We start from the raw sequence: 26,462 nt of genomic DNA, 5'->3' as shown, positions 1-26,462 counted from the left end.
CCACAGGACACACCAGCAGCAATAGGAGCCACACCGACTAGAAGAGTTCCGAGTGCAGCAGGTAAAGCGCTACCACAGATCTTTTTGAGGGGAATGTTCGCGTCCGCATCTGTTTCACGACCGCCAATAATGGGAAGCTCGGCGTAGTTGGCCATTCTCTCGACAGGGATAATCCCGGCTGGTTTCTTGTGGTTGGCCACACCGCCAGGGAGGTCACAGCTCCTTACGAACATACAGCCCACGGCGCTGGGCGCGGCGTCTTGCTTCGATGGGTAGTTTTTGTATTCAGTCCAATACGGAGCATGAATATCAACAGATGCAACACATCAGGTGCAGCGATTTTGGGCGTGTTTGGCAAAGCTGTTTTTGGCACATAACCACTCATGCAGCTTCCTTTTCATCCATGGGGGAATCCGGCCTGTAGCTGGGCAGAATGACTTTACCTGGAAGCGCTAGCGCAATGCTGTAGGAACATTCCTAAATGTCATGCTCCGATTTCCTTTCCATGTCATAGCTGACGAGAGGATACCCGCTCTCGTGCTGGTAATTGAATGGTGGCGATTGGCCGCTGACTGGGAAGACTAAAAATCCACATCGAGAAATTGGCTGTCCATTCGTAACCGTCCGGGCAACATACCTTCCTGATGCCATCGCATAAGGCGATGGCTTAGCCATTCGCTAAGCAAGCACGAACTGCTTCATCGCTGCCATCATTGCAATGACCAAAACGGCTAGCCCAATCGCAGACGTCCATTGGGCTGAAGGGCTTTCTGAAAACCAGGAGCCTTTAGCGGGGTATTTCCCTAGGGTAAGGCCTTCATCAAAGGCCAGCCGATAGGGAAGCAAATCGCTTGAAAAACAAAGTCAGCCAGTACACCCAATAGTTCACTCATCGGCCAGATCCCGCTGAATTACCAGTCCTTAAAGCTTAATCATGCTGCTCCAACCTAGCGATGGCAAGGGGGAACCGATGAGCAAACGATACCGAGTAAACTGCTTGCATATCAGTTGATATCTGGCGGAATCAGTCAAGGTGACTTGGCTGAACGCTTACACAGAGGCTTCAAAATTAACTGATCAAGCACGCGACGTTAACGATCGTTTTATCAACAACGAGCGCGGATGAGACTGTTGTGGTGAAGTACTGTGCCCTTGCAGAATTTTTCTATTTATTGAACCGGCCGATTAAGTGCCTATAAGGTCTTATCAGCATGGAACCACGCTTGCGCCTCCCCATGCAAACATGAGGTATTTATACTGCACGCGAACACTATAAAGTTACTTGCTAGCTGTCTACCAAAGCCCCCCCTTGGAACTTCAAGATCAGGCCATCCTCTATGCTACCGTATGTAGTGCGGTAGCTGAACCTTTCCCGCCAATCGTCATTACTCCATTTTTCATTGTATTCGCTGCGGATGTTAAACCCTACAGTAATAGGGCAATATTTGCTATAACTGAGGATGCGCGCCACTGCTTCGTCGTCGGGATGCTGGAAACGAGAGCCATCGGTCGAGATGAGCCAACAGGGACAGCGGACACTTTCGATCAGCGCTTTGCATAGATTCCGTCGACTGCCGTGATGGGGAACCTTGAAGGCAGCTAGCTCCAGAGGCTGGCCTTGGGAAAACAGTTGCACAGATTCTTTTAAGTCTGTTGAAAAAGCATCTCCAGATAATAATATCCGTGTATCCTTGTATTCCAACAACAGTACAATACTGCTCGCGTTCGCCGGGCTGTTGTCTCTTGTAAGTTGTTGCTCGGCGAGACGCAATAGCGCTTCCTTATCATTGAGTGCATGAATGGAGTTCGCACCCATTCTCTCCAAGCCCTCATCTGAGATATTTTTCTGTGCTTTCCTTAGCGCAGCTTCAACCTCTTTTCGCCATACAGGCTTCAAGTCACTGAGCCTTCTAGCTGTTGGGCCTAGAACAGTCAATCGCATACCACCTTCAAAGTCTCGATAGGGCAGAGGTAGTTTGTTTTCACGACATACAGGCCCACCTGCGAATAACTTGTTCCAATTTTGCGTTCCGAGCCAATTGCTTAATCGCTCGCCCTGAATTGCTCCCATGGACTCAAACTCGTCCTGGGGTTTCAGTCCATCTAAATGTGCAAAACCATTGAACCAGAAATCTTTCGTTGTAAAGCCAGGTATAGGTTCTGCATCTACCAAGCAAGACAGCAAGCCGCCAATGTGATCGCGGTCAATATGGGTTACAACGATTAGTTCGAATGATCGTTGATCTTCAGGCAATGCGCTGATGCGCTCTCGCAACTCCTTACCCGTTTCTTCAGGGCCCATATCGATCAGCATCTGGTAAGGGGCATCAGGGGAACCCCAACGCACCCAAATAGCATCGCCCTCACGCGCCGGCAGAAGTTGTAGCGTTAGCATCTTGGCCCTCCTGCAATCGATAGCATAGGTACGTGGAGCGCCAGTCGACAAAAGGCGCACGCTTGCTTAGGCGGGATAGGGCTTCGCTACGATTCTTGCTACCGGTTTCCGGCCAGTAGCGCAACAGATCAAGTAATAGTGAGAAGGTTTCGGTAAATAGAATTCGTTGTTCGCTTGCCTGACAAGCGAGCTGCAGCGCTTTGTCGCGTTGCCCCGGAAGTCGTGCCAATTGCGAGGCCAGTAATATCTTGCCATCAGGCAGCCAGCCGAATCGCTTCACTAATGAAAAGAGGAGATCCATTTTGTCATCGAGCCGATCTGCCTTGTAAAGGATCAACGCGGCTAGGGCAGCACCGGTTGGATCGATGAACTTCGATAGCAAGGTCTCCATTGCCTTATTGGCGAGCCGGGTGGCCGATTCAAACTGACCTGCTTCAACCATCCTCTCCATTGCGGAGGCAATGCTTCGGGACTGCGAAATTTTGATTTGCACAGGCCCAAATGACGGTTCGAACTGGCGGGTAACATGACAAGTTACGGAAAATCGGTGATCGCCTGCGCTGATAGGAAGGCTCGCTTGCAAAGTACTACCTGAGCTGGATATCGTAGCCACAGGCACCTGTTCCATCTTTTGAGAGTGGCGGAGAATCCAATGGCTCTCCACTTCATATACCGTCACGTCGGAGCTAATATCGACTATCTCCATGTCCGTCTTGACGGAGTGAAGATGGTGCAATTCGCTCACCGAACGAAAGTCGCTATCATTTTTTGAAGCCAAAGGCTCAAAAGGCAGATTAGGCTCGAGCTTAATACGGTTCGGTTGCCGACCGTTTACTTCTATAACCTTAGTCGTCCGCTTGCCGTCATCTAAAACTGCGCTGATTTCGTAAAGCCCGTACGGCAGTTCGAAGCTGCGCTGAGTGGTTGCAGGTTGGATCAGAATCAAATCGCTATCACGGATTTCCACGCGGATCCCTTTTCCGCGGTAGTACAATTTTGAGTCTATTTCTATGTGCAATACACCAGTAGTTTCTCCTTCAACAGTCATAGCGGAATCTCCTTTTCATTGACGGGAGGTTGAAGGTTCAAGCAATCCTCATCCACACCGTGTGGCGATAGCGTCGTTACTTCGATTGCATAGAGACCGGCAGGTACTTTAGCTGTAAGTGGCCAGTTCGAATAACTCTTATACAGGGTTGTGCCACGGTGTTTTAGGTTGGCAGTATAGTTAGTATTGTTATGACCAGATCGTATAGAGATGGTCAAATCAACATCAGGGGGCGTGAGGCACTCATGTAGCACCGCGTTGGTCATTTTGCCCGTGCACTCAACCTCTTGTGTCTTTCCTCCCGTGCCAGCCAAAGCCTGCACTGCGGCTGGTAGGTATTCGAGCAAAGTATTGACAGACACCCGCCATGGTGAATTGCGCTCTCCCTCAGAGCGCGCTGCATGCCCCTCTTTAAGGCCTTTAAAAAGAGCATCGCAGAATAGAGTCAACCCATTAAATTTTGCAAAGGCACCCTGGCCAGGTGATGCAGAGATAAATAAGGGAGAAGACTTGGCTGATCCTGTCCGTGTTACGTTACCACCCTTAACTCCCGCAAGAGTTTCATACTTTTCAAGTTCTTTGGGCAGATCTCTGCATACATCGACGAACCAAAACTGAGTTTGGGCAATTTCACTCTCTTGATTCATCGCGTCATGCATCTTTCTCATATCCACTGCGCCGATATACGTTTCATAGCGATGCAGTGGGCTAGCAAAATCGTTCAATAACAAGACCGCCCCATTCTTACTGAACTGCACACCGTGTCCGACGACATAGACGATAGCAACGTTTTCATCGTGGCTTCTGGCGGCATCTCTGAAATGAGCAAACATGATGTCTACGTTTTCTCGAGTGGCTCGCCAATCGCCTTTGAGGAGAGCATGAATGCTTGGCGCGATGGTTTCATCGGGCGAAGGCGATAACAAAACGCGCAAGCTGCGCAGGGGAAGACCAGGGCGGTTGTATTCAGTCATCAACCACGCGGCAAATTCAGACGCGGAGCGAGCAGCGGCTGAAAGCTGCCCGATCACAAACTCGCTACCTTGAGGGCTGCAGTTTGCGCTACCGCTTAGGAACTCGTATGCACTCACCCCTATTACCAATGTATGGGTCCCGGGCAGGCTTAAGTTTTCAGGTATCAATGATGTCATGCTGTCAGCGGGCTCCTTGCGTTGCGCCGGGCAAAAGACTGCAGCATAGCAACAAGCCACTACTAGTGTAGAAATTACGTGCATAACGGCTTCGGCTATTCATCCTTCGAGTTCCCTAAGGGGTAGCGGGCGCAAATTCTTCGATTGATTTCGAATCGACGACTACCGATTTCCGCGCGGACAAACGTGATCCAAGAACCTGGCTGGTACTGAACGGCATATCCCACCGTGTGCCAACTGACCAGTTGCTGGGGAGTCCTGCTGTGCAGAGGGAACGTGCGGCACAGTTACTTAGCTTAAACTTGGCAAATAGCTGAGAGATTAAATCCGCTATGGGGAACCAGCGCGATCACCGTCGCGCTGAAACCTAATTCTAGTTTTGTTAAACATTCGCGCTCCTTCGCTTGGTGCTCCCGAATGACGCCTGAATAGAAAAATTCGATTACCTTCTCCACACTTTAAACTTCAGCCGCTTCCATTTTTGCTTTCATCATCGCGACTTCGTCAATATCTAGCACGCCCGAGTAAAACATTGAGCTCTCAGATGTGTAATGTGGATGTTTATGGTAGCTCATATGTTTTGCCATAATTTCTAACTGTGGCGGCCACGCCAGATAATCCAATAGCTCCTGAGACGTAGGCCTCTCGCCTGACCAAAGTCTATGAGTATTTTTTGAAGGTGTTTTGACGCCATTCATGTAACTAAACTGAGAAATAGTACTTTCTTTAAAAAACTTGCTTAAGGCCGAATTGTCAGAAATATAGACACCTTCAATAGGAGGGCATGAATAGGTTAAGGAATTGAGAATCAAAGGGACTATTGTGAGCTCGGAAAGCTTTCGTCCAAACAACGATTCCACAATTTCCGGTCGAGCTTTTAATCCGCGTTCTAGCCTTTTTATTTGACCTATTGTTTTCGAGATAAACTCAAAATAACGACTTGCTTGTACTGCGTGATTACCCGAGATTGATGTGTTTTTACACTCAATTAAAAATAACGTATCATCCAAAATAAGCAGAGCGTCATACTGATATTGTGCATCATCAATATTAAAGCTCGTCGATACACACTCGTAGTGCAACCCCTTAAAAAAAGACACAATCTTTTTTTCGAATCCGTCACCTTTTTTTGACGCTATTTTAGATTTCTTACTAGAGCCTTTCGCCTCTTTTGCCTTACCTTTCCTCTTTTTATCAAACTCAACATCAAGCGAACCAAGTTTTGATAAAATGACGTTTATAAGATTGCAGGATAGGATAGCTTGAGGAAAGAATGAAAATTTATGACCTTCAGAAAATATCAAAGGAGAATCGAACAAATCATGACAGTTTAAGCCGAATGTTAAGTGCTTTATCAAATCGAAGACACTCGACTCTGGAATTTTGCAAGCACAAAGCTCTTTCTTCAATACTGCCCTATCAATGGTTACTAAGCTGACATCAGAATATTTTCTTTCCGCAAGCAACCTCAGCGAAGAATAACCTCGCACCCACTCTCTGAGTGTTAATCCGTGATATTTTTCGTAATCCGTGATGACATCAAAAGCTAAAATCTCACTCAAGCTTGCAACCGTTATCGCCTCGTCCATGGAGATAAAGCGCACGGCCGACAGACTTGGAACTGGTTCCTTGCCTGTCTTAACAAGCGCATGCAACGTTGTTCCGTACATCATCTTTGCTACATTTTGCATAGTCCAAGAATGAAGCCTGCGATTAGCCAGGAAGTCTAATTTTTCAATCTCCGTTGGAGTACGATGGAAGACCTTGCAATCACTATACTGGTCAAAAAAATCTTTTCCATTGATTCCTTCAGGAACACCTGCCTCCTCAAACGAAGTTATTTCCCCGCCAAATAAAAGTGTTCGGTTGGCGATATCTTCAAGAGAGTTCCAGGCACTTGCAAGCATTTTAATAGATGTGGCCTTGAACAGATGTTCTTCAGATACCTCAATCTTCAGAGGACCTATCAATTTTCCTTCAAAATTCCACTTATTTTCATGAGAAAGCATTTTCAATGTAAGACTAAGATTTTCGATTATGGAAGATAAGGCCCCGTCCGTATTTATTTCTTGCCCATCTTTATCCTTAATCACAACCATTTCTGGCATAGCAAATGGCGCATTGTTAGAGGAGAGTTCCATTACACTTCGCTCACTTTCATCATGAACATGCTTCAATGCTTGTGCCGCCCAGATGACCTGACTCCAAAATTGAATATTTGTCGAGAGTTTTGCCGCATCGCACCTGATCAAAGTTGATCGAATTCGGGAGAAGTCTTCTTCAATCGAAAGAATTTTATTAAATTGATCCTGAGCAAACTGATGAACTTCTGCATGACGATCAATCAAGTCTTTCTCACTCAGAAGCTGCTTGTAAAACTCGTTTCGTTTGTCTTGACCCCCACGGATCTTGAATGCGCCTGGCTGCGCCAACTGGGCCAAAAATTGTGTGTTGACGTCTTCACTACTTAGTGCGCTTATAGCTTCTAGCGCCAACTTTAATTCAAAATTTACAAGAGCATTTTGCAGTTTTTTGCAGATGGCTTCACGATCAACACTCATGGTTTTATCCTTAAAACACGGTTTGACAGAATTTCTTGATCATCCGAAACTGGATGATGCTTCATTACTAACGCAAATTTAGTTTGAATGGCTGGTGCAATTATACGCGGCCCACGCATCCGACCACCAAAATCTTCTTTCTAGCTCTACAAGGCCGCAACAGGTCAGAACGGGCGCGCGCTCTCAGTATTGTCATATTTTTCTCAAGGACGGCTAGACTTTGCAATCTCTTGTCGACTAACTCAACCACTGGTGAAGTCGAACGCAAGGGAGCTGACAGTGTAAATACGAATATTTGGTTGGTGGCAATGCAAGTGGGTGGTCAAGTCCACGCACACTACCACGCTATGGACATAACGACGTTCTATGTCCATGGAGAGTTGCACTTGCCATGGACGTCGATAGCCCGCCGTGGAGGCAACATAATAGGTAACTTCAAGGAATGTCCATAGAAAGCTTGTGCTCTGTACACCCTGTGGTTGGCTGAGGCGGTGCACCTGCCAAAGCAGGGCCAGGTGACACCGGGACGGTGCAGTTCTGCGTGAGCCTTTGCCCAATCAGGTATCGGACATTGTTCACTGGGGACAGCGAGCGGCGGCGGGAAAAGCCTTCGTTGCAGCTCGGCATCGGACAGAGCAGAGAGCCAGATCAGCCCGCTCGCAGCAAAGCGATTGAGGTATTCCCCGACGCTGGCTCGCCCAACTTGCAAGCTGACAGCGATCTGGCGAGCAGACAGGCCGACCTCAAATTTGAGACGTAGTACTTCTCGAATCTTACGAATGGATAATCTTTCCACAACGGCCTCTTGCTTCGATAAAAGAGCTCGATAGTAGTGAATTAATCCTGCGTCGCTGCCTGCCTTAAGAGAGGCCGGATGTGCGTGGAATGGGTGGCCGGATGTTCATGGAATCCCCAGTCTGGCGAAAGACACTTTTAAAGGTGTCAATGTTCTGCTGTTTGAGCACGCTCCATTTTGCTGAGACGTGTCAATCTTCAAGAAAATGTCCAGGTCTGACTGTCAATATTGGAAGAGAGGATTGACAGTCAACTGTGTTCTGCCTGCACGGACTAGGACGGTCACGGAGCAAGCGCTCCAAGGCTGTCAATCTGAAGAACAGTAGGTGATACCTCCCATTACTGGCCGGATGATCCGTTGGTGGCCGAGGCGACGGCGCGGATCAAGCCGCGTAAGTCATGATGATTTTTTAAGGGTGAGGTTTCTTGTGGCGAGGGGGCTTGCCCCCCGTTGGGCTGCGAAGTGGCCCCGCTTATCCCCAAGAAACAGGGGACTGCTGCGCAGTCCAACGGGGGCAAGCCCCCTCGCCACTATTGATCTACGGTGCTGCCGGCAACAAAAACCGCGCAATCACCGGCAAATGATCGGAAATCCGCAGCGTATCGTCCTGCCTTACCGTCGCCTCGACCCGTTTGATCCGCGGGCTGTAAAACAGGTAATCAACCGTGCGGTCCGGGCCATTCAAGCCGGGATCGTTCGGGTAATGGGTCAACCACTGCGCCCGGTCGACACCGCTGGCTTCGTTGTTGGTGGGGATCATCGGGTATTTATCCCACAGCACATGCAGGGCGCTGTCAGCGGAGTAGGGCGTGCGTTGCTCGGTGGGCAGGCGTCGGTACTGGCCCAGGGGCAAGAGATTGAAATCCCCGCCAATCAGCCACGGCGTGCCACGGCTTTCATACTTGTCGAGGACCTTGGCCACTGCCGTCACCTGCGCTTGCAGGGTGTCGTCGGGCTGGATAACGCGGTCCAGGTGAGTGTTGAGCACCGCGATCTGCCCGCCATCGCTCAATGGCAGATAGGTCACCAGCAAGGCATTTTTCGGTTTGAACTGACGGCTGATGAAATTGGCGGGCGCCACCGGTAATTGCAGCCGCTCGGCATGTTCGATCTGGTAGCGACTCAGGGTTGCCAGTTGCCGGCCGACGCTGCCGAAGATGTGCGGCTCGGGAACGAAGTCGGCTTTCCAGTCGAAGGTGTGGGCGCTGCAGGGATAAAGGTCGGCGACCCGTTCCTGCAACAGTTTGAACTGGTCCTGATAGTCGCTGGCCTTGGCGCCGTTATCGAGCTCTTGCAGCAACACGATGTCCGGTTGCTCGTCACGAATCACCCGCGCCACTTCATCGAGGCTGAACGCCATGTCTTCGGGAGTGGGTTTTTCGTCATCGCCCTGGGCCAGGTCGTTCCAGAACACATAGCGTTTGCCCGCCAGGTACTGGACGTTCCAGGTCATCACCTTCAAGGCTTGGCCGGGCACCAGGGTCGGCGCCTTGGCGTTGCAGCTGACCGGCAACACTTCCTTGGCTTCGGGGCGCCAGGTCACGCTGTAGATCAACAGGCCGGCCAGACCGACGATCAGCAGCAGGCCAAGCAGGGTGTAGCGCAGTAGACGGGTCATTGGCTCGGCTTATAGCGTTACAAAGATGACCCCGAGCATACCCGAGAGCGGCGCCCGCGCCCAAGGGCAGAGCGGTCAGACCGTTCCGTCGTTTTTGTCAGGCGCTTCGCCGATCAGCATGAACAGGCGGAACAGGACCACGCTGGTGAACAGTTGCAGGAAGCTGTGGGCGCTGTCGATCAGCAAGCCGAGCACCGGGTTCTGTGGCTGCGGGTAGACCTCCAGGCTGGCACCCTTGAGCAGCCATAAAGGCGCCATCACCGCCAGGATGCAGACGAGGATGCGCAGGAAGTGGCCGCGAGTCAGGCGCAGGCTTTCCTTCATCGCCGCCAACGGCGCCAGGCCGCGCAGCACCAGCAGGTACTCGGCGAAGGCCAGGGTCACCATCAGCCAGATGCCCGGCAGGAAATACAGCGACAGGCCAATCAGGATCAGCAGCGTATTGAGCGCGGTGAGCAGGGCAAAGCGCGGCCATAACGTGGCAGACGTGGCCAGCAAGTCGCGGATGCGCGGGGATTCGCCCCGGCTGCGGGCGTCGAGAAACAGAATCAATGCGCCGGTGTACAGCGGATACACCAGCAAACCGACAATCATGCTGTAACCAGGAAACCCGTCCGGGCCGGCGGTGTTGTCGACGATTTGTTGCAGGAACGCCTCGAGAATCACCAGCGGCAGGCACAGTTGCACGATCTGGCTCAGATTGCGCTTGGAGAAATACAGGGAGTCACGCAGCACTTCGAACGGATTCATCAGTTGGTATCGCAGGTTAAAAGCCGTCCCACACTTTAACCGATGAAACCCTGAGGGGCGCAAACGTAAACGTTAGGTAAAGGCCATTGAAACATCCTGTTGCAGCCCCATTACTGTCAGGCACCTTATCCACAGTGGATGAGGGTGACGATATTCCCGGCAATCTACGAGGTCGCCATGAACAGCGAAGAACAAACCCTGATCGATGGACTGTTTTCCCGGCTGCAACAGGCCGAAACGGACTCAGCCCCGCGCGACGCCCAGGCCGAGACGCGGATCAAGGAGCACCTGACTCGCCAGCCCGCCGCGGGCTATTTCATGATCCAGGCGATTCTGGTGCAAGAGGCTGCGATCAAAAGCCTCGATGAACAGAACAAGCAACAGGCCCAGCAGATCCAGCAATTGCAGGCCGAACTGCAACAGGCCAAGGCAGCCGCGCCGGCCCCGAGCGGCGGTGGTTTCCTGTCGAGTATCTTCGGCGGCGGTTCCCGCGATCCGCAGCCTGCGCCGACGCAAAGCGCGCCGCCATCGACCGGCGGTTGGCGTGAACCGGCACGGCCGTCGTTCAACTCACAACCGCCCCAGCAAAACTTCGGCGCCCCGCAGCAGAACTACGCGCCGCAACAACAGGCGCCGGTGGGTAGTGGCTTCCTCGGCGGCGCGCTGAAAACCGCGGCCGGCGTGGCCGGTGGCGTGATGCTGGCGCAAGGCATCAGCAGCCTGTTCCACAGTAATCAGCAGCCGCAGGAAATCGTCGAAGTCATCAAGGAAGAGCCGGCCCAGGTCAACGACCATAGCGGCAATGACTGGAACAACGACCAGAACATGGCCGGTAACGATTCCAGCGACCAGGGCAATTTCACTGACGCCGACTACAGCGATGACAGCTCGTCATTCTTCGGCGGCGATGACGACGACTCCTTCATCTGACCCACCACTCGTCCGGGGCGCGCAAACGCCCCGGGCCGATTATTCGCGGAACAAACCTCCGGGCTGGCATACTGGGCGACTTTTCGGGCCTAGTGCCGGATTCAAGCCTGCGCCTGTGCGCCAAGAGGGAAATGCGATGAAGAAAATCGCAGTGTTCGCCGACGTTCAAAACCTCTACTACACCGTGCGTCAGGCCTATGGTTGCCACTTCAACTATGCCGCGTTGTGGGCTGACATCAGCAAACAGGGCGAGATCGTCGAGGCGTACGCCTACGCCATCGATCGCGGTGACAGCAAACAGCAGCAGTTCCAGCAGATCCTGCGCAACCTCGGTTTCGTGGTGAAGCTCAAGCCCTACATCCAGCGCAGCGACGGCTCGGCCAAGGGCGACTGGGACGTGGGCATCACCCTCGACATCATGGACGCCGCCGATCACGTCGACGAAGTGGTGCTGGCCTCCGGCGACGGTGATTTCGATATGTTGCTGGAGCGCATCATCAGCAAACACGGCGTGCAAGCCGTGGCTTACGGCGTGCCGGGCCTGACCGCCAACTCGCTGATCCGCGCCGCCAGCCGCTACGTGCCGATCGAAGGCGCGTTGCTGCTCAAGAATTGATTTTTACGGAGTAGAAACAGGTTTGGAACGCATAGCCGTCATCGACTTTGAAACCACCGGGATCTCCCCGAGCAGCAGCTGCCGGGCCACGGAAATTGCCGTGGTGATCCTTGAACAGGGGCGCATCGTCGAGCGTTACCAGAGCCTGATGAACGCTGGCGTGCGCGTGCCGGCCTTCATCGAACAACTCACCGGCATCAGCAACGCCATGCTGCGCACCGCGCCGTCGGCCGAGCAGGTGATGAACGAGGTGAACGAGTTCGTCGGCATCACGCCGTTGCTGGCGCACAACGCCGCGTTCGACCAGAAGTTCTGGGATTTTGAACTGGGGCGGATCAAACGTACGCGGTTGCAGAACTTTGCCTGTTCGCTATTGCTGGCTCGACGGTTGATGCCGGCGGCGCCGAATCACAAGCTCGGGACGCTCACCACGTTTGCCAGTTTGCCCAACACCGGCAAGGCTCACCGGGCGATGGCGGATGCGGAAATGGCGGCGAACCTGACGACGCATTTGGCTGAACAACTGCGCCAGCAGCACGGGTTGCGCGAGTTGTCCCATGATCTGCTGGTCAGCTTGCAGAAAGTGCCGGCGGCGAAGATCAACGAACATCTCAAACGCCATCGCGGGTTCTGACTGCCCCCTACTATTCCTCTGACACAACACAAATCCCCTGTGGGAGCGGGCTTGCTCGCGAAAGCGTCGGCACATCCAACATCTATGTGACTGACAAACCGCTTTCGCGAGCAAGCCCGCTCCCACATTGGATCTCCCTGCGACGTTGGATTTGTGTTTAACGCCGCCTCAGGTTTGATGATCGGTCCTACCGAGTTTTAGGGAATGTCTGTCTTGCCCCTCATCCGGGGCATCGATAACCTTTTGTCCGTCGCTGCCAATGTGGCGACCGGGACTGCAAGCCCGAATCTTTGGAGGCACACTTGGTTCGGATATTCGCCCATGATCAAAGCTAACCCCAATACCCCTGACAACAGTGCTGGCTCAGTTCAGCCCGAAATAGCGCAACCAGCTTCTAGAGAAGCCCACTTCATTCCCCAAACATTCATACGTCATCACATCCAACTAAAAGCACTGTTACTGCATGCCGAGGCATGGTTTTGCGCCCGGGATATCGGCCGGTTAATGGGCGTGGACATCAACGGCCGACACGCACTCAAGCTCGACGCCGATCAATGCCGGATGATGTGTTTGTCTGGCAGCGATGAACCCCAGGAAATGTTGATGCTGAGCGAGTCCGGCGTGTACGCGATGCTGGTCTATCACTACTGCCCGGAGAACCGGAATCTGCGCCGTTGGTTGACCCATCACGTCGTGCCGATGCTGCGCGACGGTGGCGGGGTGGCTTCGAATCAGGCCCCGAGTTTGCGCTTGATGGAATGGGCGGGTGGAACCTTGAGCCTGCTGCATTGGCGGACAGAACCCTGGGTTCGTCTGAAAGACATGCCGTGTTTATTGGGCGCCGGATATAGCGGCGCACGCGTAATCTGACAACCCCGCAAATCCCCCTGTGGGAGCGGGCTTGCTCGCGAAAGCGTCGACACATCCAACATCTATGTGACTGACAAACCGCTTTCGCGAGCAAGCCCGCTCCCACATTGGATCTCCTGTGACGCGGATTCTGACGACACCACTAAATCCGGTAGGAGCCGAGCTTGCTCGCGATGGCTGCGTGTCAGTCAGCATTGAAGTCGACTGACAAACCGCTATCGCGAGCAAGCTCGGCTCCTACAGGAATCCGTGCTTTGAAAAGTGTACCGGTGCGATAAACAGGTTTTGTAACTTATTTTTACGCCTTGGCCTTTCTAGAATATCCAGTCTCCTTGTCCTGCCTACGAGCTGCCCAATGCCTGGCTTACGTCGCTTTCCCTTACCGTTGATCGCCGCTTTTTTCGCGTTGTATGTGATTTGGGGCTCGACCTATCTGGTGATTCGCATCGGCGTGCAGTACTGGCCACCGTTGATGCTCGGCGGGATTCGTTTTGTGATTGCCGGCACGCTGATGTACGCGTTCCTGCGCTGGCGCGGGGCGCCGGCGCCGACCTGGGCGCAGTGGAAAGCGGCGGGGATCATCGGGATTTTGCTGCTCAGTTTCGGTAACGGCGCAGTGAGCGTGGCCGAGCACACGGGCGTGGCGTCGGGTGTGGCGGCGTTGGCGGTGGCGACGGTGCCGTTGTTTACCTTGCTCTTCGGCTATTTCTGGGGCGCGCGCAATACCCGTCTCGAATGGGCGGGGATTGTGCTCGGGCTGATCGGCATCGCCATGCTCAACCTCGGTTCCAACCTGCAATCGAGCCCGCTCGGCGCGGCGTTGCTGGTGTTCGCCGCCGCGACCTGGGCCTTCGGCTCGGTGTGGAGCAAACACTTGCCGTTGCCCCAGGGCGCGATGGCCAGTGCCGTGGAAATGCTGGTGGGTGGCGTGGTGTTGCTGATCGGCAGCACGGTCAGCGGCGAACACCTGGACAGCCTGCCGCCGATGGAAGGCTGGGCCGCGTTGGCCTACCTGATCGGCTTCGGCTCGATCATCGCCTTCAACGCCTACATGTACCTGTTGAAAAATGTGCGTCCGGCGGCGGCCACCAGTTATGCCTACGTCAACCCGGCGGTGGCGGTATTGCTGGGGATCGTGTTTGTCGGCGAGACCATCGGTATTGAGGAAGCGATAGCGATGGCGGTGATCATCAGCGCCGTGGTGTTGATCGGCTTGCCGCAGTGGCGTCGCGGTCCGGTGCGACCTGTGGCGGTTGCACCAACAGAATCCCGTGTGAATTAGGGTAAACTGCGCGCCATCGCACACCCGCTCCGCTTTTTCCTACGGTAATCCCATGACTTTCGCCTCCCTTGGCCTGATCGAACCCTTGCTGCGCTCTCTTGAGACGCTCGGCTACCAGACGCCTACGCCGGTCCAGGCGCAAGCCATTCCGGCGGTGCTGGCCGGTCGCGACCTGATGGCTGCGGCCCAGACCGGCACCGGCAAAACCGCCGGTTTCGCGCTGCCGCTGCTGCAGTTGCTGGCCATGGAAGGGCCGAAAGTGGCGTCCAACTCGGTACGCGCCCTGATCCTGGTGCCGACCCGCGAACTGGCCGAACAGGTTCATGAAGCCGTGCGCCAGTACGCCGAGAACCTGCCGTTGAGCACTTATGCGGTGTACGGCGGCGTCAGCATCAACCCGCAGATGATGAAGCTGCGCAAAGGCGTGGATGTGCTGGTGGCGACGCCGGGGCGTTTGCTCGACCTGTATCGCCAGAAGGCGCTCAAATTCAATCAACTGCAAACCCTGATCCTCGACGAAGCCGATCGCATGCTCGACCTGGGCTTCTCCGAGGAACTGGGGAATATCTATCGCGTGTTGCCGAAACAGCGCCAGACGCTGTTGTTCTCCGCGACTTTCTCCGACGCGATCCGCCTGCTCGCCGGGCAAATGCTCAACGACCCGCTGAGCATTGAAGTCAGCCCGCGCAACGTGGCGGCCAACACCGTCAAGCAATGGGTTGTGGTGGTGGACAAGAAGCGCAAGCCTGAGCTGTTCATTCATTTGCTGCGCAAAGGCAAGTGGAAGCAGGTGCTGGTGTTCGCCAAGACCCGCAACGGCGTGGACGCGCTGGTGGAAAAACTCCAGGGCCTGGGCGTTAACGCCGACGGTATCCATGGCGACAAACCTCAGGCGACGCGTCAGCGGGCGCTGGATCGGTTCAAGGCCAGTGAGATTCAGATTCTGGTGGCCACCGACGTCGCGGCCCGTGGCCTGGATATCGAAGACCTGCCGCTGGTGGTCAACTTCGACCTGCCAATCGTGGCTGAGGATTACATCCACCGCATCGGTCGTACCGGGCGTGCGGGGGCCACTGGCGAGGCGATTTCGTTGGTGTGTGCCGATGAGGTGAATCAGCTGTCGGCCATCGAGATGTTGACCCGTCAGACCTTGACCCGCCAGACCGAGCAGGATTTCGAGCCTGAGCATCGGGTGCCGGATACCGATTCCACTGGTCAGGTCGTCAAGAAGCCGAAAAAACCGAAGAAGCCAAAGACCTCCGGTGGCGGTAAGCGCAACTTGGGCAAGTGGGTTGAGAGTGGGGATGCTTCGGCGGTGGAGCCTTCGCTCAAGCCTGTGCGCAAAGTACCGGTGTTTAACACTGGGCCGCGTAAGAAGAAGCCGTAAGAGCAGCTATAAGTTGCAAGCTACAAGCGGCAAGCTACAAGCGGCAAGCTGAAAAGCCATGCCGCTTTTAACTTGCAGCTTGCCGCTTAAAACTTGCCGCAGCTTTTAAGCCAGTCTGCTATCCCGAATCCCGCCGCCCGGCCACTGGCGAAACACCCGGTCAGCAGATAGCCCCCCGTCGGTGCTTCCCAGTCGAGCATTTCCCCCGCGCAGAACACGCCAGGCAGTTGCTTGAGCATCAGGCGTTCGTCCATCGCTTCGAACGTCACACCACCCGCACTGCTGATGGCTTCGTCCAGTGGCCGGGTTTTCACCAGTGTCAGTGGCAATGCCTTGATCACTTTGGCCAACAATGCAGGATCGGCAAAACACTCGGCGCCTGTCAGTTCGCGTAGCAACGCCGCTTTAACGCCGTCGATTCCGAGTTGGCTGTGTAAGTGTTTGGACACGGAGCGTGAGCCACGGGGTTTGCGCAGCGCAGCCTCGACTTTATCCACAGGCCGACCCGGCAACAGGTCGATATGAATAGTCGCCGAGCCGTGCAGGTTGATGGCTTCGCGGATCGGCGCCGACAACGCGTAGATCAAGCTGCCTTCAATCCCGGTGGCGGTGATCACACATTCGCCCAGACGCGGAACGTCGTCATTCAAACCGATGGCGATATTTTTCAGCGGTGCACCAGCGAATTTGCTGACCATCAATTCGCTCCAGGCCTGCACCTCGAAGCCGCAATTGCTTGGCTGCAACGGCGCGAGTCCTACGCCGCGCTGTTCCAGCGGCAGCATCCAGGCGCCGTCCGAACCCAGGCGCGACCAACTGCCGCCACCGAGGGCGAGCAGGGTGGCGTCGGGTTTGACGGTGATTTCGCCGTCGGGGCTGGCGATCCGTAAATCGCCGTGTTCATTCCAGCCGAGCCAGCGATGGCGGGTGTGGATAACTACGCCACTGTCGCGCAGGCGTTTGAGCCAGGCGCGCAGCAGGGGAGCGGCTTTCATGTCTGTAGGAAAAACCCGGCCGGAGCTACCGACAAAGGTTTCGATACCCAGCTCATGAATCCACTGGCACAGGGCATCGGCACCGAAGGATCGCAGCAGCGGGGCAATCTGCGGCGCTCGTTCGGCGTAGCGCGAGAGGAAGGCCGGGTAGGCTTCGGAGTGGGTGATGTTCATGCCGCCGACGCCGGCCAGGAGGAATTTTCGCCCCACCGAAGGCATGCCGTCGTACAGGTCGACCTTGATTCCGCGCTGGCTCAGCACCTCGGCGGCCATCAGGCCGGCGGGGCCACCGCCGATGATGGCGACGTGAGGGGGGAGGGCTGGGGCGGATGGGGTCATGGCGAGAGCTGCGGCGTGGCGGAATAAGCCGCGCATTCTATCAGCACCCATCGACGTGGGCGTGCTGGTAAAGGCTGGTCAAAAAACAACCAGTCCTTTGTAAGCTATAGAGGGTGGGGCCTGTAGGCGCTTTCACTCAGGTTATCCACAGGCAGTTCCACAGGCATTGTGGGTAAAGATTCACAGCTCAATGACAACCTGATGACTGCCAGACCCGTTGCGCGCTGTGATGCAGGATGCCATGACGCCGGGCGAGGGCGTGGCGGTCCTTGCTGTAGCCGCCACCGATCACCCCGACCACCGGAATGTCCCGGCCCAGGCAGTGGCGCATTACGCTTTCATCCCGGGCGGCGACGCCTTCGTCAGTCAGTTTCAGGTAACCCAGCGCATCATCCTTGTGCACATCGACGCCGGCGTCATACAGCACCAGATCCGGCTGGTAGAGCGGCAGCAGGTAGTTGAGCGCGTCGTCCACCACCTGCAAATAATCGGCATCGCCCATGCCCTTGGGCAGCGGGATGTCCCAGTCGCTTTCGGCTTTGCGTGCAGGAAAATTCTTCTCGCAGTGCAGGGAAACGGTGATTGCGTCCGGGGTGTTGTGCAGGATCCGTGCAGTCCCATCGCCCTGGTGCACGTCGCAATCGAAGATCAACACCCGATTTACCCGACCGCTTTCCAGCAGGTAATGGCTGATCACCGCCAGGTCATTGAAGATGCAGAACCCCGCCGGGTAATCGTAGTGGGCATGATGAGTGCCGCCGGCCAGGTGACAGGCCAGCCCATGTTCCAGCGCTTGCTCGGCGGCCAACAACGAACCGCCGACCGCCCGCACCGTTCTGCGGGCCAGCGCTTCGTTCCACGGCAGGCCGAGGCGCCGCTGGTCTTCGCGGGACAACTCGCCGCTCATGTAGCGTTCGATATACGCAGGGTCATGTGCGAGGGCGAGAATCTCGGCAGGGCAGAGTTCCGGACGCAGCAAATCGGCGTCCCGGACCAGGCCGCTGTCCACCAGGTGATCGCGCAGCAGGCGAAACTTGTCCATTGGGAAGCGGTGCTCCGCCGGGAATTCGGGGCTGTAGTCTTCGTGGTAGATCAGCGGCAGAGGCATTGTCAGAATTTCAACGGCGGCGTGTAGGAATAAGTGAACGATCCTACCAGCGATGTAGACTCAAAGGATGGAAACGGAGGGGCACGATGGAGCCGATACTGGAACTCGAAAGCGCGCGACTGCTCTTGCGGCAGTGGAGCGATGAGGATTTGCCGGAATTTGCGGCGATGTGTGCCGATCCACAAGTGATGCGTTATTTCCCGGCCGCGCTGAGCCGCCTGGAATGCGCTTCGTTGATCGGGCGGATTCGCGGGCATTTTGCCGAGCACGGTTTCGGCTTCTGGGCGCTGGAGCGCAAGGACACCGGCCAGTTCATCGGGTTTACCGGGTTGGCGGTGGTCAACTTCGACGCGCCGTTCGTCCCGGCCACCGAAATCGGCTGGCGCCTGGCCCGCGAACACTGGGGCCTGGGTTATGCCAGTGAAGCGGCGTGGACCGCTCTGCGCTGCGGCTTCGACCGGTTGGCCTTGAAAGAGATCGTGGCCTTCACCACGCAAACCAATCTGCCGTCGGAGAAAGTCATGCAGGCGATTGGCATGCACCATGATTCAGCCGATGACTTCGACCATCCGAAACTCGCGGCCGATCATCCGCTGCGTCACCATGTGCTATATCGCATCACCCGTGAGCAATGGCTGCAAACCCTGCATGGATAAGCAGACACAGATGTTTACAATGGCCCCCATGTTGGCCTGGGCCATTAACTGAATCGACCGCCGCAGCCATGACTGCGCGGCATTGCTTTGTGTGAGGAGAGCCTGAATGAGCCAAGTGTTGGAAGATCTGGTTGACCTGCTGACCCTGGAACCGATTGAAGAAAACCTGTTCCGCGGCCGCAGCCAGGACCTGGGTTTCCGTCAGTTGTTCGGCGGCCAGGTGCTCGGCCAGTCCCTGTCGGCGGCGAGTCAGACCGTTGAAGAAACGCGGCATGTGCACTCGATGCACGGTTATTTCCTGCGTCCGGGCGATGCGAAGTTGCCGGTGGTGTATCAAGTGGATCGGGTGCGCGATGGCGGCAGTTTCAGTACTCGTCGAGTGACGGCGATCCAGAAGGGCCATCCGATCTTCACGTGCAGCGCATCCTTCCAGTACGACGAAGAAGGCTTCCAGCACCAGACCGAAATGCCGCAAGTGGTCGGCCCGGAAAACCTGCCGTCGGAACTGGAACTGGCCCAGCAACGCGCGCATTTGATTCCGGAACACATGCGCGAGAAATTGCTCTGCCCGAAGCCGATCGAATTCCGCCCGGTGACCGAGACAGATCCCTACAACCCGCAAGCGTGCGACCCGATCAAGTACGTGTGGTTTCGCGCCGACGGTGCCTTGGCCGATTCGCCGGCGCTGCACAAATACCTGCTGGCCTACGCCTCGGACTTCGGGCTGTTGACCACGTCACTGCTGCCCCACGGTAAATCGGTGTGGCAGAAAGACATGCAGGTCGCCAGCCTCGACCACTCGCTGTGGTTCCACTCTGACCTGCGCGCCGATGACTGGTTGCTCTACGCCATGGACAGTCCGTGGGCCGGCAACTCTCGTGGTTTCTCTCGCGGCAGTGTGTTCAACCGCGCCGGTCAACTGGTGGCGTCTGTCACTCAGGAAGGCTTGATTCGTCATCGCAAGGATTGGGCATGAGCCTGGCCGAGGTGCGGCACTGGGTGTTCGACATGGACGGCACCCTGACGGTGGCGGTGCATGATTTCGCGGCGATCCGCGTGGCGCTGGGGATCCCGGCCGAAGACGACATCCTGACCCACCTCGCCGCACTGCCACCCGAAGAAGGCGCGGCTAAACACGCGTGGTTGCTGGAACATGAACGGGATTTGGCATTGGGTTCAAAACCAGCGCCGGGCGCGGTGGAGCTGGTGCGTGAGCTGGCAGGGCGCGGTTATCGCCTCGGCATCCTCACCCGCAATGCGCGGGAGCTGGCGCATGTGACGCTGCAAGCGATTGGCCTGGCCGACTGCTTCGCGGTCGAGGATGTGCTGGGCCGTGACGAAGCGCCGCCCAAGCCTCATCCCGGTGGTTTGCTGAAATTGGCCGAGGCCTGGAGCGTGCCCGCGAGCGAGCTGGTGATGGTCGGTGATTACCGCTTCGATCTGGATTGCGGCCGAGCGGCGGGGGCGCGGACGGTGCTGGTGAATCTGCCGGAAAATCCGTGGCCGGAATTGGCGGATTGGCATGCGGCGGATTGTGTTGAGTTGCGGCGGATGCTTTCGGCTTAAGAGATTTGTTGTTTGATTAATCGCTTTCGCGGGCAAGCCTCGCTCCTACAGGGGAATGCATTTCCAACTGTAGGAGCGAGGCTTGCCCGCGAAGAGGCCCGATCAGACAACACAAATCTCACTGACTGAACAACACCTTCTGCCCCTCCGGCGACGTGAACATCCCATCCCCGTTATGCCCGACCCCGGGCACTTCGACCAGGCGCTGATTCACGCCCTGTGGATTACGCCGCAGCAAATAATCAAAAAAGTTATGCCCGCGCACCAGCCGATAAGCCCCTTGGGCCTCGGCTTCGCAGCCTTTGTCGAGCGCCGGGTGTTGCGGGTCGGTGTCTTGCTGGCCGAGCAGATAAATCACATCACGCTTGATGTAACTGCCTTCAATCTGCGAGGCCGTTTGCCCACCGGCATAGATCGGCATGTCGGTCAGACCATACTTCCAGCGATTGAAACCGGTGCACCGCGCATGGTCGAACGCCACGGGCCGCTGCTCATTGAAGTAGGCGTAGGACGACGGATTGGCCACCACATAACGGATTTTCACCCCGGCTGCCGTGAGCGCCGGTTGGTCGTGGGCCAGCAGGGCGTAGCGCTGCACCACCTGGCCGCCACCGGAATGACCGGCGATGACGATTTGCTTCACGTCCGGAAACTGGCGGCGGTCGGCGATGCGCTCGATGATCTGGTCGAGGGCTGCGAAGGAACTCACCGCAAACGGCGCGGTGGATAAACCGCCGGCCATCCAGTCATTGCCCTTCCAGCGCAACACCGTGTCAGCCAGGGGATGGCGCACGGCGTCTGTCTCATTGAGGAACTGCGGGGCGATCACCAAGGTGTTCGCACTCTGCCCAGCCTGTTCGGCGGCTTGCTCGGCGCTGCGCCGGTAGGTTTCGGCGTTGCGCAATCGACCGTGGATGACGATCAGCACCCGTTCGATCTTGCTCGGTGCCGGCCCCATCCCCACCGCCATCTCGCCTTCTTTCAACAGCAGGCGTCCGGGGCTGATCTCTTTGACCCCGTGCTCGTCAGCCTGGGCGCTGCCCCAGGCGATCAACAAAACCAGCAGCCATCTATGCATTTACAAGTTTTTCGCCGCGAAGGTATCGCACTGGCCGACCTGGCCCTGGGCAAAACCGGTTTTAAACCAGCGCACCCTTTGCGCTGACGTGCCGTGGGTGAAGGAGTCCGGTACGACCCGGCCCTGACCTTGTTGCTGCAAGCGATCGTCGCCAATGGCGTTGGCGGCGTTCAAGGCTTCCTCGATGTCGCCGGGCTCCAGCCAGTTCAAGCGCTTTTGCGCGTTGTTGGCCCAGACTCCGGCAAGGCAATCGGCCTGAAGTTCCTGGCGCACCAGTAAACCACCATCGCCTTCCATCTGCCGGCCTTGCTGGCGAGCGGTCTGAATTTTCGCGGAAACGCCGAGCAATGTCTGAACATGGTGTCCGACTTCATGGGCGATCACGTAGGCCTGGGCGAAGTCGCCGGCGGCGGAAAAACGTTGCGACATTTCCTGGAAGAACGCCATGTCCAGGTACACCTTCTGGTCCGCCGGGCAATAAAACGGCCCGGTCGCAGAAGTGGCCAGGCCACACGCCGAGTTCACCCGATTGCTGAACAGCACCAGGGTCGGGTTTTTATATTGCTTGCCGGCCTGCTGGAAAATCTGGCCCCAGGTGTCTTCGGTGTCGCCGAGGATTGAGCGCACGAATTCGGCGCCTTCATCATTGGCCGGTGGCGCCTTGCGGGTCTGGCTGGTGGTCGGTGCCGACTGCTCGCTCATCTGCCCGGTCAATTGCCCGAGGATCTGCATCGGGTCCTGGCCGGTGATCCAGCCGATCCCGACGATCAGCAGGATCGCCGTCAGGCTCAGGCCCTTGCCGCCACCAAAGCGCATTCCGCCGCCCCCACCGCCGACATCATCACCTCGGGCGTCGACCACGTTGTCGCTGCGTCGGCCTTTTTTCCATAGCATGGGGAATTCCTCTTTCTTGTCCGGGTGAAGAAGCGTGCTGATGAGTGTTGCTGGTGGGTCGGCGTGGCGCCAGTCCGGTCGTCAGACAGCCTTTCGCGCCGGCGGTTCTGTGCTGTGCACTGACATTAGCGGTTTCATCGGCGGGAAGGTCTTAGAGGTTTGCGCGGTTGAAGGTATCGCAGGTGTCGATCCGGCCCGTGGCGAACCCGGATTTGAACCAGTTCGCCCGCTGCTCTGACGTGCCATGACTGAACGTCTGCGGTCGTATCGTGGCGTGTTGGGCGCGTTGCAGCGCATCGTCGCCGAACACGGCGGCGGCATGCAGGGCCGCGTCGATGTCCCCGGGCTCCAGCCACTCCAGGCGCTTTTGCGCATGGTGCGCCCAGACACCGGCGAGGCAATCGGCCTGCAACTCTGCCCGGACTTCCAGGCCACCGTCGCCAGCCACCGGTTGCCGCGTAGCCAATGCTGTCTCGAAAGGCTCGGAGATCCCCAATTCAAGCTGCACGTGGTGGCCGATTTCATGAGCGAGGACATACGCCTGGGCGAACTCGCCGATCACCGAAAACCTTTGCGCCATCTGTGAAAAGAACGCCAGATCAAGATAGACCTGCTGATCGTCCGGGCAATAAAACGGGCCGCTACCGGCGCTGGCAATGCCGCATCGGGAGTTGATGTCATTGCTCAACAGCGTCAGCCTGGGAGGCGGGTAGTGGCGACCCGTCTGCGCAAAAAGTTGTGTCCAGGTGTCTTCGGTATCGCCCAGTACGGATTGAACAAACAACAGGTCCCGATCTACGGCGGGGTGGGGGGCAGTGTAGTAAGCGGGTGTGTCCGAGCCGACAGGCACTACGCCCGGTGTCGTACTCAATGCCGAGTACATTCCTGCACTGGCCAATGCGGTGACAGCCAGTCCGGCACCGAAGGTTTTCCCTGTGAGTTGGCGGGCATCCTTGCCCTCGCGGGTGTCGCTGACGTTGTCGCTGGGTCTAGCCTTGTTCCATAACATGTGTGCGGTTCCTCCATGGATTGTTTGGGCGTGTATCGCCGTCGCCATGAATAACCGCAACGGCGAAAACGGGGTGGGCCAAATGTGTAAGGGTTGGTAAACCGCGTGTGATCTTTCGCGGGCAAGCCTCGCTCCTACAAAGAGCAGGGCGTTGTTCGCACACTTTTTTCGTTACCCTGTGTAAGAATCTGGAACCAGGTTCTAAATTGTTGGAATTAAAATTCCAAAGGATTGCCATGACGCTCAGCACCCCCCTCTCCGGTGTAAACAAACCCTTCAAAGGGATCTTGCTGATCGTCGCGGCGACCTTCCTCTTCTCCAGCCATGACGCGATATCGAAGTACCTCTCCGGTTTTTACCCGATTGTCATGGTGGTCTGGGCCCGATACCTGGTGCACACCTTGTTGATGGCCGGGATTTTTCTGCCGCAGTCCGGGCTGCGTGTCCTGCGCACCAAACGCCCCTTGCTGCAGTTGGCGCGAGCGTTGTGCCTGCTGGGCACCAGTCTGTTTTTCACCACCGGTCTTTTGTACATTCCCTTGGCCGAAGCCACGGCGGTCAACTTTCTTGCGCCGGTGCTGGTCACCGCATTGTCGGTGCCGCTGCTCAAGGAACACGTCACCCGCGGGCAATGGATCGCGGTGATTTGCGGCTTTGTCGGCGTGCTGATCATCGTCCACCCCGGCGGTGAACTGTTCACCCCGGCGGTGTTGCTGCCGTTCTGCTCGGCGATGTTTTTCTGCTTCTATCAATTGCTGACCCGCAAGCTCAGCCAGATCGACAGCCCGACCACCAGCAACTTCTTCGCCGGGTTGTGCAACACGTTGGTGATGAGCGCGCTGGTGCCGTTCTTCTGGCAAGTACCGACGCTGGGGCATGGGTTGTTGATGCTGGCGCTGGGGAGTTGCGGGATGACCGCGCACTTGTTTCTGACCCAGGCCTTCCGCCACGCCGCCCCGGCATTGCTGGCGCCGTTTGGTTATTGCCAGATTGTGTTTGCCGGACTGCTCGGTTGGCTGCTGTTTTCCCACACGCCGACCCTGACCACGGTGGTCGGGATCGCGGTGATTTGTTGCAGCGGGTTGGCGGCGGCGTGGCAGCAGAGTCGTCGATAGCGGCAGGCCTGGAATCAGGCCTGCCGGGGTAGGGCGTTTCAGTCGGTGACGGTAGGAATCTTGCGCGGTGCCATGAAGTACATCCAGATCAGTGCGATGAAGTACATCGCCGGAATCAGGGTGAACAGCACGGTGTAGTTGTTGTTGGTGACGGTGAGGATGTGGCCGACCAACTGCGTCATGAACATCCCGCCAATCGCCGCGCACATCCCGCCGAAGCCAAACACCGTGCTCATCATGTGCTTGGGCGTGTAGTCCATCACCAGGCTCCAGATGTTCGCGGTCCAGGCCTGGTGCGCGCCGATGGCCAGGGAAATCGCCGCCACCGCGACCCACAGGTTGCTGGAGCCGGCGGCCATGATCACGCCGATGATGCAGCAGGCGAACAGCAGCATGGACATCAGCCGCGCCTTGATCGGGTTGATCCCGCGACCGATCAGGAACGAGGAGAGGATGCCGCCGCCGACACTGCCGAAGTCCGCCGTCAGGTAAATGATGATCAGCGGGATGCCCATCTGAGTCACGTTGATGCCCAGGTTGTATTGCTGATTCAAAAACGGAGGCAGCCAGTACAGGTAAAACCAGAACACCGGCGCGGTCATCGAGTAGGCGAGGGCGAAAGCCCAGGTGCCGCGCATGCGCAGGATTTTCGAGAACGGTACGCGGGTTTGTTCCGGTTCGACTTCTTGCTGGATGTAGTCCAGTTCCGATTGTTTGACGCTCGGATGCTCTTCCGGGTTGAAGTACTTCAAGCCCCAGCACACCAGCCAGATCCCGCCCAGTGCCGACATGCACAGGAACGCGGCCTGCCAGCCCCACGCATGCAGGATCAGCGGCAACAGCATCGGGGTGAACATCGCACCGACGTTGGTCCCGGCGTTGAAGATGCCGGTGGCCACGGCGCGTTCGCCGGCCGGGAACCACAACCGGGTGGTTTTCACACAGGCCGGGTAGTTCGCCGCCTCGGTCAAACCGAGAATAAACCGACAGACCATGAAGCCCGCAGCGGACGTCGCCAGGCCATGGGCGCCGGTGGCCAGGCTCCAGAGCAGCACTGCGCAGAAGAACACGCGCTTGACCCCGACCCGGTCGATCAACCGGCCTTGCAGCACGAAGCCGATGGCGTAGCCGACCTGGAACCAGAAGTTGATGTTGGCGTAGTCCATCGCCGTCCAGCTCATTTCCTTGGCCAGGATCGGCTGCATGACGCCGAGTGCGGCGCGGTCGATGTAGTTCAGGGTGGTGGCGAAAAACACCAGCGCCAACATGCCCCAACGGGTTTTGCCGACCGCCATGGCGCCGCGGATCTTGGCGCCGATGCCAGCGCTGGCAGGAGTCATGGAGGAACGCTCCATGGGAGAGCTTTGTGAAGGAGTCATGTAGGCCACCGATTATTTTTATGTGGTGTTCTGGGTCTTGGGTAACCGAGCCGAGGGGATGGATGTCCGGGCTCAATGTGCAGTGGATGTTGGGCAGTGGACAAAAAATCGTCAATTCGCCAAGGGCCATTGTGTTCGATAATCGCACATAAAACTAACTGGCTAGTACACTTTGAATTGCTGTACGGGAGCTTGCGGCCAATAATTTATTCCAAGAAAAATGCCGCTTCCGTAGGAGCAAGGCTTGCCCGCGATGGCGTCCCCAAGATCGCCATCGCGGGCAAG

Annotated in this window: 22 protein-coding genes and 1 pseudogene; 10 read left to right on the top strand and 13 right to left on the bottom strand. The window is 56.6% G+C overall.

Translation table 11 applies throughout. The annotated features are described in order from the left end of the window. Nucleotides 1-1,285: 1,285 nt before the first annotated feature. The 7 genes and pseudogenes from FQ192_RS32410 to FQ192_RS32380 form a co-directional block, all read right to left on the bottom strand. The gene (locus FQ192_RS32410) at nucleotides 1,286-2,395 is read right to left on the bottom strand and encodes a ComEC/Rec2 family competence protein (RefSeq protein WP_129440977.1); all 1,110 of its coding nucleotides are present in this window, start codon (nucleotides 2,393-2,395) and stop codon (nucleotides 1,286-1,288) included. Further along, nucleotides 2,364-3,443 carry a hypothetical protein gene (locus tag FQ192_RS32405; protein ID WP_129440979.1) on the bottom strand — a complete coding sequence of 360 codons (1,080 nt, stop codon included), beginning with the start codon at nucleotides 3,441-3,443 and terminating at the stop codon, nucleotides 2,364-2,366. The genes FQ192_RS32410 and FQ192_RS32405 overlap by 32 nt, the downstream gene beginning before the upstream one ends. Continuing rightward, on the bottom strand, nucleotides 3,440-4,594 hold the full coding sequence (locus tag FQ192_RS32400) for a caspase family protein (protein WP_149662079.1): 1,155 nt from the start codon (nucleotides 4,592-4,594) through the stop codon (nucleotides 3,440-3,442). The genes FQ192_RS32405 and FQ192_RS32400 overlap by 4 nt, the downstream gene beginning before the upstream one ends. A 458-nt stretch (nucleotides 4,595-5,052) precedes the next feature. Next, a complete protein-coding gene (locus tag FQ192_RS32395; RefSeq protein WP_149662078.1) occupies nucleotides 5,053-7,155 on the bottom strand; it encodes a hypothetical protein in 2,103 nt (700 codons plus the stop codon). Nucleotides 7,156-7,607: 452 nt separating this feature from the next. After that, a pseudogene (locus FQ192_RS32390) lies at nucleotides 7,608-7,951 on the bottom strand (IS21 family transposase); the annotation flags it as partial. 538 nt (nucleotides 7,952-8,489) lie between these two features. Beyond that, nucleotides 8,490-9,569: an endonuclease/exonuclease/phosphatase family protein gene (locus FQ192_RS32385; RefSeq protein ID WP_149662077.1), complete on the bottom strand. Its 1,080-nt coding sequence runs from the start codon at nucleotides 9,567-9,569 to the stop codon at nucleotides 8,490-8,492. A gap of 75 nt (nucleotides 9,570-9,644) precedes the next feature. Next, complete coding sequence (locus FQ192_RS32380) at nucleotides 9,645-10,319, bottom strand: YciC family protein (protein WP_149662076.1); 675 nt, start codon at nucleotides 10,317-10,319, stop codon at nucleotides 9,645-9,647. 177 nt (nucleotides 10,320-10,496) lie between these two features. Here FQ192_RS32380 and FQ192_RS32375 point away from each other — a divergent pair, with 177 nt between their 5' ends. The 6 genes from FQ192_RS32375 (at nucleotide 10,497) to FQ192_RS32350 (ending at nucleotide 16,038) form a co-directional block, all read left to right on the top strand. Continuing rightward, the gene (locus FQ192_RS32375; RefSeq protein ID WP_149662075.1) at nucleotides 10,497-11,249 is read left to right on the top strand and encodes a DUF2076 domain-containing protein; all 753 of its coding nucleotides are present in this window, start codon (nucleotides 10,497-10,499) and stop codon (nucleotides 11,247-11,249) included. Between the two features lie 136 nt (nucleotides 11,250-11,385). Next, complete coding sequence (locus FQ192_RS32370) at nucleotides 11,386-11,865, top strand: NYN domain-containing protein (RefSeq protein WP_054616703.1); 480 nt, start codon at nucleotides 11,386-11,388, stop codon at nucleotides 11,863-11,865. A gap of 22 nt (nucleotides 11,866-11,887) precedes the next feature. Next, a complete protein-coding gene (locus FQ192_RS32365; RefSeq protein ID WP_054052626.1) occupies nucleotides 11,888-12,499 on the top strand; it encodes a PolC-type DNA polymerase III in 612 nt (203 codons plus the stop codon). A gap of 321 nt (nucleotides 12,500-12,820) precedes the next feature. Beyond that, complete coding sequence (locus FQ192_RS32360) at nucleotides 12,821-13,369, top strand: Bro-N domain-containing protein (protein ID WP_149662074.1); 549 nt, start codon at nucleotides 12,821-12,823, stop codon at nucleotides 13,367-13,369. Between the two features lie 355 nt (nucleotides 13,370-13,724). Continuing rightward, entirely contained in the window at nucleotides 13,725-14,651 is a 927-nt protein-coding gene (gene yedA, locus FQ192_RS32355; RefSeq protein ID WP_149662073.1) for a drug/metabolite exporter YedA, read from the top strand. A gap of 52 nt (nucleotides 14,652-14,703) precedes the next feature. Beyond that, nucleotides 14,704-16,038 carry a DEAD/DEAH box helicase gene (locus FQ192_RS32350; RefSeq protein WP_149662072.1) on the top strand — a complete coding sequence of 445 codons (1,335 nt, stop codon included), beginning with the start codon at nucleotides 14,704-14,706 and terminating at the stop codon, nucleotides 16,036-16,038. Nucleotides 16,039-16,124: 86 nt separating this feature from the next. On the opposite strand, the gene FQ192_RS32345 is transcribed toward FQ192_RS32350, so the two are convergent. Next, nucleotides 16,125-17,372, bottom strand: a complete 1,248-nt coding sequence (locus FQ192_RS32345) for a TIGR03862 family flavoprotein (RefSeq protein WP_178129304.1) — start codon at nucleotides 17,370-17,372, stop codon at nucleotides 16,125-16,127. Between the two features lie 187 nt (nucleotides 17,373-17,559). Next, nucleotides 17,560-18,480: a histone deacetylase gene (locus tag FQ192_RS32340; protein WP_149662070.1), complete on the bottom strand. Its 921-nt coding sequence runs from the start codon at nucleotides 18,478-18,480 to the stop codon at nucleotides 17,560-17,562. Between the two features lie 86 nt (nucleotides 18,481-18,566). Here FQ192_RS32340 and FQ192_RS32335 point away from each other — a divergent pair, with 86 nt between their 5' ends. The 3 genes from FQ192_RS32335 to FQ192_RS32325 all read left to right on the top strand — a co-directional run bounded on the left by FQ192_RS32335 (nucleotide 18,567) and on the right by FQ192_RS32325 (nucleotide 20,702). Next, a complete protein-coding gene (locus FQ192_RS32335) occupies nucleotides 18,567-19,136 on the top strand; it encodes a GNAT family N-acetyltransferase (RefSeq protein ID WP_149662069.1) in 570 nt (189 codons plus the stop codon). 106 nt (nucleotides 19,137-19,242) lie between these two features. Beyond that, nucleotides 19,243-20,112: an acyl-CoA thioesterase II gene (gene tesB / locus FQ192_RS32330; protein ID WP_149662068.1), complete on the top strand. Its 870-nt coding sequence runs from the start codon at nucleotides 19,243-19,245 to the stop codon at nucleotides 20,110-20,112. Next, a complete protein-coding gene (locus tag FQ192_RS32325) occupies nucleotides 20,109-20,702 on the top strand; it encodes an HAD family hydrolase (protein WP_149662067.1) in 594 nt (197 codons plus the stop codon). The genes tesB and FQ192_RS32325 overlap by 4 nt, the downstream gene beginning before the upstream one ends. A gap of 118 nt (nucleotides 20,703-20,820) precedes the next feature. On the opposite strand, the gene FQ192_RS32320 is transcribed toward FQ192_RS32325, so the two are convergent. From FQ192_RS32320 to FQ192_RS32310, 3 genes are all read right to left on the bottom strand, one after another. Further along, a complete protein-coding gene (locus tag FQ192_RS32320) occupies nucleotides 20,821-21,780 on the bottom strand; it encodes an alpha/beta hydrolase (RefSeq protein ID WP_149662066.1) in 960 nt (319 codons plus the stop codon). Continuing rightward, nucleotides 21,781-22,674 (bottom strand): neutral zinc metallopeptidase, encoded by an 894-nt coding sequence (locus FQ192_RS32315; protein ID WP_149662065.1) that lies wholly within the window; start codon nucleotides 22,672-22,674, stop codon nucleotides 21,781-21,783. Between the two features lie 151 nt (nucleotides 22,675-22,825). After that, nucleotides 22,826-23,683 (bottom strand): neutral zinc metallopeptidase, encoded by an 858-nt coding sequence (locus tag FQ192_RS32310; protein ID WP_149662064.1) that lies wholly within the window; start codon nucleotides 23,681-23,683, stop codon nucleotides 22,826-22,828. A 236-nt stretch (nucleotides 23,684-23,919) separates the two neighbouring features. On the opposite strand from FQ192_RS32310, the gene FQ192_RS32305 reads away from it, so the two are divergent. Continuing rightward, nucleotides 23,920-24,798, top strand: a complete 879-nt coding sequence (locus tag FQ192_RS32305) for a DMT family transporter (RefSeq protein ID WP_149662063.1) — start codon at nucleotides 23,920-23,922, stop codon at nucleotides 24,796-24,798. Nucleotides 24,799-24,836: 38 nt separating this feature from the next. Here FQ192_RS32305 and FQ192_RS32300 read toward each other — a convergent pair whose 3' ends face one another. Continuing rightward, a complete protein-coding gene (locus FQ192_RS32300; RefSeq protein ID WP_256672430.1) occupies nucleotides 24,837-26,153 on the bottom strand; it encodes an MFS transporter in 1,317 nt (438 codons plus the stop codon). Nucleotides 26,154-26,462 lie beyond the last annotated feature (309 nt).

The sequence above is a fragment of the Pseudomonas sp. ANT_J12 genome (assembly GCF_008370045.1).
In the GTDB taxonomy this organism is placed as follows: Bacteria; Pseudomonadota; Gammaproteobacteria; order Pseudomonadales; family Pseudomonadaceae; genus Aquipseudomonas.
The sequence above is the reverse complement of the archived record's forward strand: the minus strand, read 5'-3'. Positions and strand labels throughout refer to the sequence as shown.

What these genes read in the sequence shown, in the direction of transcription:
- FQ192_RS32410 (WP_129440977.1), bottom strand. Translation starts at nt 2,395, where the DNA reads ATGCTAACGCTACAACTTCTGCCGGCGCGTGAGGGCGATGCTATTTGG.
- FQ192_RS32405 (WP_129440979.1), bottom strand. Translation starts at nt 3,443, where the DNA reads ATGACTGTTGAAGGAGAAACTACTGGTGTATTGCACATAGAAATAGAC.
- FQ192_RS32400 (WP_149662079.1), bottom strand. Translation starts at nt 4,594, where the DNA reads ATGACATCATTGATACCTGAAAACTTAAGCCTGCCCGGGACCCATACA.
- FQ192_RS32395 (WP_149662078.1), bottom strand. Translation starts at nt 7,155, where the DNA reads ATGAGTGTTGATCGTGAAGCCATCTGCAAAAAACTGCAAAATGCTCTT.
- FQ192_RS32385 (WP_149662077.1), bottom strand. Translation starts at nt 9,569, where the DNA reads ATGACCCGTCTACTGCGCTACACCCTGCTTGGCCTGCTGCTGATCGTC.
- FQ192_RS32380 (WP_149662076.1), bottom strand. Translation starts at nt 10,319, where the DNA reads ATGAATCCGTTCGAAGTGCTGCGTGACTCCCTGTATTTCTCCAAGCGC.
- FQ192_RS32375 (WP_149662075.1), top strand. Translation starts at nt 10,497, where the DNA reads ATGAACAGCGAAGAACAAACCCTGATCGATGGACTGTTTTCCCGGCTG.
- FQ192_RS32370 (WP_054616703.1), top strand. Translation starts at nt 11,386, where the DNA reads ATGAAGAAAATCGCAGTGTTCGCCGACGTTCAAAACCTCTACTACACC.
- FQ192_RS32360 (WP_149662074.1), top strand. Translation starts at nt 12,821, where the DNA reads ATGATCAAAGCTAACCCCAATACCCCTGACAACAGTGCTGGCTCAGTT.
- yedA (WP_149662073.1), top strand. Translation starts at nt 13,725, where the DNA reads ATGCCTGGCTTACGTCGCTTTCCCTTACCGTTGATCGCCGCTTTTTTC.
- FQ192_RS32350 (WP_149662072.1), top strand. Translation starts at nt 14,704, where the DNA reads ATGACTTTCGCCTCCCTTGGCCTGATCGAACCCTTGCTGCGCTCTCTT.
- FQ192_RS32345 (WP_178129304.1), bottom strand. Translation starts at nt 17,372, where the DNA reads ATGACCCCATCCGCCCCAGCCCTCCCCCCTCACGTCGCCATCATCGGC.
- FQ192_RS32340 (WP_149662070.1), bottom strand. Translation starts at nt 18,480, where the DNA reads ATGCCTCTGCCGCTGATCTACCACGAAGACTACAGCCCCGAATTCCCG.
- FQ192_RS32335 (WP_149662069.1), top strand. Translation starts at nt 18,567, where the DNA reads ATGGAGCCGATACTGGAACTCGAAAGCGCGCGACTGCTCTTGCGGCAG.
- tesB (WP_149662068.1), top strand. Translation starts at nt 19,243, where the DNA reads ATGAGCCAAGTGTTGGAAGATCTGGTTGACCTGCTGACCCTGGAACCG.
- FQ192_RS32325 (WP_149662067.1), top strand. Translation starts at nt 20,109, where the DNA reads ATGAGCCTGGCCGAGGTGCGGCACTGGGTGTTCGACATGGACGGCACC.
- FQ192_RS32320 (WP_149662066.1), bottom strand. Translation starts at nt 21,780, where the DNA reads ATGCATAGATGGCTGCTGGTTTTGTTGATCGCCTGGGGCAGCGCCCAG.
- FQ192_RS32315 (WP_149662065.1), bottom strand. Translation starts at nt 22,674, where the DNA reads ATGCTATGGAAAAAAGGCCGACGCAGCGACAACGTGGTCGACGCCCGA.
- FQ192_RS32310 (WP_149662064.1), bottom strand. Translation starts at nt 23,683, where the DNA reads ATGTTATGGAACAAGGCTAGACCCAGCGACAACGTCAGCGACACCCGC.
- FQ192_RS32305 (WP_149662063.1), top strand. Translation starts at nt 23,920, where the DNA reads ATGACGCTCAGCACCCCCCTCTCCGGTGTAAACAAACCCTTCAAAGGG.
- FQ192_RS32300 (WP_256672430.1), bottom strand. Translation starts at nt 26,153, where the DNA reads ATGGAGCGTTCCTCCATGACTCCTGCCAGCGCTGGCATCGGCGCCAAG.